7 protein-coding genes and 1 pseudogene are annotated in these 10448 nt (G+C 47.0%); all 8 read left to right on the top strand.

Features of this window, described 5'->3' with window-relative positions; all coding sequences use genetic code 11:
• A pseudogene (locus RYL88_RS08585) lies at nucleotides 1-2196 on the top strand (surface layer protein SapB11); the annotation flags it as partial.
• Nucleotides 2197-2563: 367 nt separating this feature from the next.
• Complete coding sequence (locus RYL88_RS08590; RefSeq protein ID WP_314990591.1) at nucleotides 2564-4120, top strand: flavocytochrome c; 1557 nt, start codon at nucleotides 2564-2566, stop codon at nucleotides 4118-4120.
• 666 nt (nucleotides 4121-4786) lie between these two features.
• A complete protein-coding gene (locus tag RYL88_RS08595; protein ID WP_314990593.1) occupies nucleotides 4787-5362 on the top strand; it encodes a hypothetical protein in 576 nt (191 codons plus the stop codon).
• A gap of 76 nt (nucleotides 5363-5438) precedes the next feature.
• A complete protein-coding gene (locus RYL88_RS08600) occupies nucleotides 5439-6041 on the top strand; it encodes a DNA-3-methyladenine glycosylase I (RefSeq protein ID WP_314990595.1) in 603 nt (200 codons plus the stop codon).
• On the top strand, nucleotides 6038-6406 hold the full coding sequence (locus RYL88_RS08605) for an MmcQ/YjbR family DNA-binding protein (protein WP_314990597.1): 369 nt from the start codon (nucleotides 6038-6040) through the stop codon (nucleotides 6404-6406). The genes RYL88_RS08600 and RYL88_RS08605 overlap by 4 nt, the downstream gene beginning before the upstream one ends.
• 486 nt (nucleotides 6407-6892) lie before the next feature.
• Nucleotides 6893-8218 (top strand): UDP-N-acetylmuramate--L-alanine ligase, encoded by a 1326-nt coding sequence (gene murC / locus RYL88_RS08610; protein ID WP_314990602.1) that lies wholly within the window; start codon nucleotides 6893-6895, stop codon nucleotides 8216-8218.
• Complete coding sequence (locus RYL88_RS08615) at nucleotides 8215-8562, top strand: hypothetical protein (RefSeq protein WP_314990598.1); 348 nt, start codon at nucleotides 8215-8217, stop codon at nucleotides 8560-8562. The genes murC and RYL88_RS08615 overlap by 4 nt, the downstream gene beginning before the upstream one ends.
• On the top strand, nucleotides 8563-10448 hold a 1886-nt coding region (locus RYL88_RS08620; protein ID WP_314990600.1), incomplete at its 3' end, for an endonuclease MutS2.

A 10448-nucleotide genomic window follows, 5' to 3' on the forward strand; every position in this document is an offset into this window, starting at 1 on the left:
GGATATAGCAGCTGGCACAATAGTACCGCAAATCAAGGTTTCGGTAATGCAGGCAACTCAAATCTAAAAAACCCTCTTTCAGACAACTATGGTACTGCGCATGCGAATGACTTTAAGGCTACTTCAACCTTACCTGATTTCGGTGCTAGGACGGGTGTTACCGGTAACGACATACCTACTTTTAGCGGCACCATGTGGAGCCATAAAAATGTCGACGGTACCTCTACGAGCCTAACGAGACCATCTACTGAACTAGTAAGAGAAAAGAGCGACCTAGGCGCTAACCAGCACACTAAGCTATCCTATATCAAAGGCACGCAGGGTAACGACGTCGTATTGCTAGCTAATGATATGGCCACCGGCGTAGCGGCAAACCCTGATGGCATCAAACGCCTAAACGTAGATCTAGGCGACGGCGACGACGTCATACACGTAGGTACGCTAGCAAATAATACCGAGATCGTTATCGACGGCGGTAGAGGCGCGGATCTATTTGACGTAAGTAGAGCTAAAACTAACGCTGCCGTAAACAAGATAGTAACTATCAAAAATATAGAAGCAGGCGATAAGATCAAGCTAGCCGACTGGTTTGCGCACGGCTATGATCCTAAAGACCCTACCGGCGATAACAAAGATGCGGTTTATACAAATTCGCAGTTCCATAGCAGAAACGCCACTGATATCAAAGTAAAATTCTACGACAATAACCACCCTGGAACTACGGGTGACAATAACCCGGCTACAAACGGTAGATATTTCCATACCGAGGTTGCTAGTGACAAATTAGCTAAAGACGTGCATCATATAACTCCTGCGTACAATAAACCTGTAGATATTACCGGCAGTACCGTAAACGGACAAAATGATACGTCTACAACCCCTCCGAGCAGTAAAGTAACCGGTTATGACTACTCTACAAACACTAGACCTACAGTACTTCCTAGCGTAGAAAAAGGCGTAGTGGCTCAATCCGGTACAGACGGTCACGCCGGCGGCGACAGATATGAATATACTGCTAAATACGGCGACCTCGCATGGCAGACGGGTGCCGCTACAAATAACAAAACTATCGTAGCGAGCGCTAGCCAAAATATCTCCGTGGGCGGTAAAGACGCTAACGGTCAGTATATTAGTGAAACATTCCTAAACGGCGCTACAAAACCGTTTGTAGAGACTGGTTCCGCTCCTATTACGGCTGACTTGTCTACTACCAAGAGCACTGGCGTAACGGTATCTACTGCCGGATGGACGCAAGGAACTACGCCTACAACTCCTCACCCTACTCCGGGCGTTACATGGGTAACTTGGATCGCAACAAAAGTTGACGGTAGTACTATAGAGTATTATGCTCCTTCAAGTACTCATGCGGCAGCTCCTACGCAAGGTACTGGCAACTGGCGTTTAAATACCGACGGTAAATTCTATGAGACTGGCACAGCACAAAACCAACACACTATCGTGAATGGCGTGCTATATTCTAACGAATACACCGATGCTCACGGCGTTAACGGTACTGCCGGTGCGGTTATTGGCGGTACTCCTATCGCAAATCCTCACGGCAGCGGCGCGATAATACAAAACTCAGGCGTAGCAGGACAAATAGGACCTGGCGCAACGGCACCTACCGTTACAAACCTAAGAAAAGCCGTAGTTATAGAGACGTCTACCACGAGCGATAAGTATATAAACAATATCAGCAGTAGCGATAAGTCTCTATATGATGCGCACAATATCGTAAAACTAACCGTAAACTCAAAACTTACTGATTTAAGTACGGTTGCCGGCCTAGATACTCTAGTCCAAGCAGTAAATCACGCCATAGCTCACAATAGACTATGGAATGATACTACTCAAGTTACGGATGACGGTCTTAGATTTAGCGCAACTTACTATAGCGATGCAAACGGCGCTACTACGTATGGTCAAACCGTAAGCGGCTACGTAAGACACATCAACGGGGCTGGCGGCGATAACGGACATTACGACGCTCACAACGATAGACTATATGCTTTCTCATGGAGAGGCGACACGTATCTAGTCTATGATAAAAAGGCTACTGCTGCAGGCGTCACAAACTCTATAGGACAAGAGGATACCATAGTTAGACTTGCGGGCGTAAATTTAGACTCTCTAAAATACACCGTAGATCCTGAAAAGGGAACTATCACTATCAACGACGTTCAGTTCGGCGGTTGATATAGTTTTTATCCCCATTCCCCGAGCGACCTTTGCTCGGGGTCTTTTCTTTTAAATTTACCGACTACTTAGCAGATCCAAAAATATATACAGCCGTAAACATTACCTCAAATCAAAGCTTGTTTTAAAAAGCGGTTTATAATACCGCGAACATCTTATATGTTCGGCAAAATTCAAGCAAATAAAATATAAATTATTTCTTCATTTAAGCTTATATTTTAAAACTAAGTTATATAATCATACTATATAATTAAAATTTAACCCAAGGAGGACGCTAAAGACGCCAATAGTAATAAAGGTATTTAGAGCAGAGTCGTAAATTAAAGATTTACAGGTAGATAGCTAACATAAATTTAAAGGAGAAGCTATGAAAAACTCAAACGTTTCAAGAAGAGATTTTGTTAAGTTAAGTATGGTAGGTGCTGGAGCTTTAGCTCTAGGCGGAGTAAATGCGCAAGCAGCCGTAAACTCTAAAGACGTCAAATTTGACGAAGAGTGGGACGTAGTTATCGTTGGTTCCGGTTTTGCAGGACTTGCGGCAGGTATCACCGCAGCCGAAAAAGGCAATAAAGTCCTAATCCTAGAAAAGATGGGACGCGTCGGCGGTAACTCAGTTATCAACGGCGGAATATTTGCCGTTCCAAACAGCGACAAGCAAAAAGCCGAAGGCATCAAAGATAGCAACGAGCTATTTATCAAAGACTGCCTAAAAGCCGGCCGCGGACTAAACCACGTAGATCTAATCGACACCATAGCTACTCGCGCGCAAGACGCATATAAACTAACTCTAAAATGCGGCGCTAAATACATAGATAAAGTTACTCACGCAGGCGGACACAGCGTACCTAGATCGCTTCAAACCGCTAACGGCTCGGGCTCAGGTATCGTTCAGCCGATGGTAGAATACTTTAAAAACCTACAAGGCTGCGAGCTAAGACAAAGAGCTAAATTTGACGAATTCGTCCTAGGCGAAGATGGCGGCGTAGACGGCGTGATCATCAGAGAGGATTATAAATTTGATCCAAAGAGCCAAAAAGACGACGCCGAAAACACTACCGGAACTAAAAAGACTATAAAAGCTAAAAAAGGCATAGTACTAGCCGCAGGCGGATTTTGCCGCGACGTATTCTTTAGACAGGTTCAAGACCCGTCTATCCTGCCTACTACGGATAGCACAAACCATCCGGGCGCAACAGCAGGCGCTATGAAAGAGGCATTTAGGATCGGCGCAACTCCCGTGCAGTTAAGCTGGATACAATTCGGCCCATGGGCATGCCCTGACGAAAAAGGCTTTGGCGTTGGCTCTATGTTTAACGTAAACGGAAGCTTCCGCTACGGAATTTCAGTAGATCCAAGAACGGGCAAACGCTATATGAACGAGCTAGCAGACCGCCGCACCCGCTCTCAAGCTATGTTTAAAGTAATCGACGCAAAAGCCGATATCTATCCTATCAACTTCTGCGATAGCGAGGGCGTAAAAAACATGGTCATACCTGAGCACTACACTAAACCGCTAGAGTCCGGCGTACTAAAGAAATTTGAAACCCTAGACGAACTAGCCGCGGCTTATAAAATCCCTGCCGCAGAGCTAAAAAAGACCGTCGAGAGATACAATAGCTTCGTTAAATCTGGTAAAGACGAAGACTTTGGCAAACCGATGGATAAAACCACTACAAACGGCGTAGATATCTCTAAACCGCCTTTCTACGCTATGCGCGGTACGCCAAAACTTCACCATACTATGGGCGGTATAGATATCAATACCAAAGCTCAGGTCATCTCTTTACAAACCGAGATGCCTATTCCAAGACTATTTGCAGCAGGCGAGATCACGGGCGGCGTACACGGAGCTAGCCGCTTAGGTAGCGTGGCGATAGCAGATTGCCTCACATTCGGTATGATAGCCGGTGAGAATATAGGCTAATTTGCGGCGTCTTTCGGACGCTTTTTGCGGATTTTGTTAAAATTTGACTTGATAGGCTATATGCCTTATCTTCGTCAAATTTTAACTTCTTCTGCTTGCAATTGCGAGCTTGCGAAGCAGAAAACCCCAAAAATCGCCTTGAAATACTTGCAAATTTTATTTTAATCGCAGGTCGAATTTAAAGTTAAATTTGAAAATTCGGCTTGCGGTACTTATAAATTTGAAGTCAAATTTATAAGATTTACTCTACCAAAAAATGACGCTTTTACGCGAGCAAGACCGCGTCGCTGCTTTTAACCTCGCCTTGCTTGCTATGAAACGGTTACCATCTCTACAAAAGCGCTGCACGGAGAAAACTAGATGAAACGGGAGCTTTTTGTTTCTAGCAAATTTAATCCAAAAACTTTGCCCCAAGACGAAATATGCGTTCTATCTCGGGCTAAATTCGCGCTTTATCTAGCGGTTACTAGCCGCGGCCGTTTTAGCTGGGGCGGCGATTTGGGGGCTAGAGGGTTTTGCATGCGACGTCGCTAAATTTCAGATTAAATTTAAGCTCAAATCCAAAATCCGGCCCAAACTCGAATTTTGTCCCGTAGGTTTAATATCAATTTAAAATAGATTTGTATATACTTAGGGCTAAAATTTATATCCGAAAAAGGGGTGAAGTTGGATAAAAATCTGAGTAAAGCAAAGTTGCAAGGCATCATGGGCGCAGTCTGCACGGTGGCTATGAGCGCGGCATATCTCGCAGGCGAGGCCGTCTGGATTGTGCGTTTGCTCTCGCTACTACTTGCGCTGACGTTTTTTCACTATGCGCTAGTTCGCATCGAGGAGGCATTCGGACAAAACGTTTTTAGGATTTTTAAGTACGCTTATAACGGCTTTTTAGCCATGATTTTATGTTCCGTCGCTCTTTATGTATTTGATAAAGATTTACTCGGTTTGATCACTAGCATCATCATCCCGCTTAGCGTATGTGCCGCGTCGATCGCTTGGGTCGTTATAAATTTCAAGCTCGCAAACGCGCTTGATTGCGTGCTTTTTAGGGTTTATGCGTGGATGCTTAGCATCGATTTCGCCGCAAATTTTCTCTACGGCATGCTGGAGGTTTTAGCCCCGACGCTCATCGCTCCCGTCGTCAAATTTATACCTCTTGCAAACGCGCTTTTTGGTTTATTTACCGCAAGCGCGCTGCTTTTTGCGTGGATTAGCGTTAAATTTCCAAAAACCGAAGCGGAGTAAATTTAATCGCCAAAAGCCTTTGCTTAACCCAAATTTCGCTACAATCCTTCAAATTTATCTGAACGAGGAGCCAAATTTGCAAAATACTCAAAACCCTAAAATCCGCTGCGACTGGGCGGAGAAAAGCGAGCTGGAGCGCGTATATCACGACGAGGAGTGGGGCAGGCTCATAAAAGACGATGCGAAATTTTTCGAGCTTATAATTTTGGAGGGCTTTCAGGCGGGCATCTCGTGGCACGCCGTGCTGCTTAAGCGCGAGGCGATGCGAGCGGCGTTTGACGGATTTGACGCGCGCAAAATTTCGCTCTACGGCGAGGAGCAGACGGCAAAATTTATGCAAAATCCGGCACTCATCAGAAACCGCCTGAAGCTAAACTCGCTTGCTGCAAATGCCTGCGCGTTCCTTGCCGTCGTGGGCGAGTTTGGCAGCTTTTACGACTATCTTTGGGGCTATCTTTTGCCTAAATTTGATCCGAAATTTGACGGCAAACCCATCATAAATCACTACGAAAACATAAAGCAGATCCCCGCCACCACGCCGCTTGCAGAGTTTATCGCAAAAGAGATGAAAAAGCGCGGGTTTAAATTTTTGGGGCCCACGAGCGTCTATGCGTTTTTGCAAAGCGCGGGCGTAGTGGACGATCATCTGGACGCCTGCTTTTGCAAAGGATGCAGATGATGCCGGCACGCAAGCTGGTTTTTAGCTACATCGAGGAGAAATTCGGCGCGCAAGACGAGCGGATATTTGACAAACACCCCGAAATCGCCGTGTTTCGCCACGCGAAAAATCAAAAATGGTTTGCCGTTTTTATGCGCGTGGACGGCGGCAAGCTGGGGCTTAAAAGCGGCGATACGCTAGAGATACTAAATCTAAAATGCAAGCCCGATCTAGCAGCGATTTTGCGCGACGCAGATCAAATTTTGCCCGCATATCATATGAATAAAAAGCACTGGATCAGCGTAAATTTAAGCTCCAAAATCGCGCCGGGGCAGGTAGAGGATCTGATCGATCTTAGCTTTGAGCTGACGAGGTCAAATGCCTAAAAGAGCCTGTTTTAGCTAAGCGCTTTTGATGATTTTGGCGAGCCTGGTTTGATGGAAAGCTGCTAAATTTGGAGCTAAATTTGACGCAAACCCTTTGCGCCGAATTCGGGCGGTTATCGCCTTGCCGATTTTAAACGGCTAACTCGCGTAAATTTCGCCTTTTCAGCGTCTTGATATTTCATTTTTGCTAAAATCGGGCTAATAAATTTAAAGAAAAATCACGCAAACTTTAAGCGTAACGGCAAGCGGCTAGGCGCTAAAAGATATGCCGTTTGCGGGTAAAATAAACCTAGAGCCGCAGACTTGGGGCGCGGGATTTGGTATTTTGGGAATCAACAAGGAAAACGAGTGGAAAATTTAAAACAAGGAAATTTTAACCAAGCAAGCGGGCTTCATCGTACGGTAGAAGCGGGCGGGGCGTCAAATTCGGGTCGCGAAAATTTAGCGCAGTCAAATTTAAACGCTCAAGCAGCTAGCGCGGATGAAATAAGGCGCGCAAAGGAGCGTAAAAAGGTCCATTTTATCGGTATCGGCGGTATCGGTATCTCGGCGATCGCGCGCTTTTTGCACGAAAAAGGCTTCATTATCAGCGGTAGCGACATCAAAGAAAGCCCTACCACGCGCGAGCTAGCCGCGCAGGGCATCGACGTCATCACGCCGCACAGCAAGGCCGCGATCAAGGATCAGGACTTCGTCATCTACTCGGCCGCGATAAAACCGGGTAACGTCGAGCTCGTCGAAGCGCGAAGCAAAGGCTTGCAGTGCCTATCGCGCAAAGAGGCTCTGCCGATGGTGCTTGAAGGCAAGCGCGTATTTTCGGTAGCGGGCGCACACGGCAAAAGCACGACCTCGGCGATGCTCTCTAGCCTCGTGGAGGGCTCTGTCATCATCGGCGCGATCAGTAAGCAGTTTGGCTCAAATATGAAATACGAGCCCTGCGACAACGTCATCTTCGAAGCTGACGAGAGCGATAGTAGTTTTCTTAACTCAAACCCGTATCTAGCCGTCGTGACCAACGCCGAGCCCGAGCACATGGAGCACTACGGCTATGATTTGGAGAAATTTCACGCGGCGTATCGAGGCTTTTTGGAGCGAGCAAAGGTGCGCGTGATAAACGCCGAGGACGAGTTTTTGGGTACGCTAAAGCTCGACGCCGTGCGCCTTTATCCAAGCGCGGATATCACCGAGCTTAGCATGATCGTGCGCGATTTTGTGCCTTATACCGCGTTTAATCTAAAAAATTTAGGCAAATTTGAAGTGCTTGGTATGGGCGAGCACATCGCCGTGGACGCGTCGCTAGCCATACTTGCGGCATTAAATGAAACGTCTCTAGCGCAAATCAGGCAAAATTTACTAAATTTTAAAGGTATCAAAAAGCGCTTCGATATCCTAACCGCGAGTAGGAAATTCGTACTCATCGACGACTACGCGCATCATCCTACCGAGATCAAAGCTACTTTGCAATCGGTCTTTGAATACGCCAAACTACTAGGCATCACTAAGATCACGGCGATCTTTCAGCCGCACAGATTTACGCGTCTGAGCGCAAATTTGCAGGGCTTTAAGGAGTGTTTTGAGGGCATAGACGAGCTAGTTATCCTGCCCGTTTATGCCGCGGGCGAGACGCCGATAGATATAAATTTAAAAGAGGAGTTTAAGCGCTACAACCCCGTGATGACGCAAAAAGTCGCGCGCGAGGGCGAGAGCATCGTCTTTACGGACGAGTTTGGCGTAAAAAACCTGCTTGATGACGGGCTGGTTATAGGCTTTGGCGCGGGCGACATCACCTATCAGCTAAGAGGCGACGCATGAGAGTCATAATCGTACTTTTAGGCGTGCTTGCCGCGATCGCGATATTTAGCGTGAGCGACGAGAAGCTGAGCAAAAAGGCGAAATTTATCATCACTTTTTCGGCGATTTTTATCGCGGCGGCGCTATATTTTTACGAGAGCGCCCTAGAAAGCGAGCAAAGCAAAAGGCTAGAGCTAGTCGCGCTTTTTAATCAAGGCAAAACCCTAAAATGCGGAAATTTTGACGTAAATAACACTAAATTTAACTACGAGTTCGGCACGTCCTCCTTCGTCGCAAAACGCGCGGCAAAGGAACTAAACAGCGTCAAGATCGCGCTTGATGGCTGCGAATTTAAAGGCGAATAATTGCGTAATTTTAAAGATAATCAAAATTTGACTCAAGGTGGCGCATGGGAAGCAAGCGGGCGCGAAAATAGCGTCTCGCGCGAGCAAAGAAGCGGCGATATTTCGGACGCTGCGGCGCACCGCGAGCAAAAAGAATTTACAAACGCGGAAGGCTTTGAGCGGCTTATAAAAATTTTAGACCTGCAAGGCTATATGGAGCGATTTAACTCCTTTTTAGCGCGTCCTAAACCGCTTTTTATGGCGGGCGATAGCAGGCTGCACTACGAGAAAATTTTAGAACTCTCGCAAAAGCAGTTTGATCCGCCCTCGCCGGCTCAAAACCTAGACGACGCACTTATGCGCCTTAGCAAACAAGCCACACTGCACGTGAGCGAGATTTTCGAGTTTGCTAAGATAATTAGCTATTTTACCTACCTAAAAACGCTCAAATTTGAGGGTAAGCTAGGCGAGTGGCTCGCTAAAATCGAGATCCCGCAGCCGATGCTAAAGCTCGCAAATTCATTTGACAAAAACGGCGAGCTAAAAGACGAAGTAGACGAGCGTCTGGGCGGTATCAGAGACGCGTTTAGCGCCAAAAGAGCGCAAATAGACGCCGATCTGCGCCGACTCATCTACTCAAAGAGTGTCGCGCCCTATCTCGTCGATACGCAGGTGCACTACATCAGCTCGGTCGAGGCGCTGCTCGTGCGAGGCGGGTTTAACCACGTGCTAAAGGGCACGGTCGTGGCTAGAAGCTCGGGCGGCTACTTCTACGTCGCGCCCGAAAACATCCAAAAACTCAAAAAAGAGCAAAGCGAGCTGCTGGATAAAAAAGAGCAGATCGTCTACGAGCACTGCAAAATTTTTAGCTCCGCGATGCATAAGGGCCTCCTGTTTTTGAAATTTATAAACGGCGCGTTTGATGTGTTTGATGCCTACTGCGCGCGTGTTTTTACGGCTAAAAGCGCGGATTTTGAGTTCGTGCTGCCAAGCGGCGGGTCAAATTTAAAACTGGCAAATTTCGCCCACCCCGCGCTAAGAAATCCAAAAAGCATCAGCATCGACTTTAGCAAAAAGGTGCTACTGATCACGGGCGTAAACGCGGGCGGTAAATCGATGCTGCTAAAATCTCTCATAGCTGCGGCATTTTTAGCTAAATACCTACTTCCGATGCACATAAACGCGCAAAAATCGCAGATAGGAAATTTCAAGGAATTTGACGCCATCATCGAGGATCCGCAAAACGTGAAAAACGACATCTCGACCTTTGCGGGACGTATGGTGCATTTTTCCAAGCTTTTTACGAAGAAAAATCTGCTCATCGGAGTCGATGAGATTGAGCTTGGAACGGATTTTGAGGAGGCGGCGAGCCTGTATGGCGTGATGATCGAGCGGCTGATGGGTCAGGATATCAAGATGATCATCACCACCCACCACAAGCGCCTTTCTATGCTACTAGCCAAAAACCCCGACGTCGAGCTAGTGGCCGCGCTATACGACGAGGAAAACTCGCGGCCTAAATTTGAGTTTTTAAAGGGCACGATCGGCAAATCATACGCCTTTGAGACCGCGGCTAGATACGGTATCGCGGCAAATTTGGTCGCGCAGGCGAAGAAAATCTACGGCGAGGACAAAGAAAATTTAAACGAAATCATCACAAAGACGCTGAATTTAGAGGTGCAGCTCAAAGAAAAACTCGAAAGCGCCGAGAAAAAAGAGCAAAAGCTAGACTCGCTAATCGAAAATTTAAAAGAGCAAAAAGAGCGAGCCGAGGCCGAGCAGCACGAGGTTATAACGCGGCTAGAGCGGGAGTATTTTAAGGCGATAAACGAGGCGAGACGGGCGATAAATCTAGACGACACCAAAGCACAACAGCGCGCCCTAACCCGCGCGAACGAGGCCCAACG

Source organism: uncultured Campylobacter sp., from assembly GCF_963517995.1.
GTDB lineage: Bacteria > Campylobacterota > Campylobacteria > Campylobacterales > Campylobacteraceae > Campylobacter_A.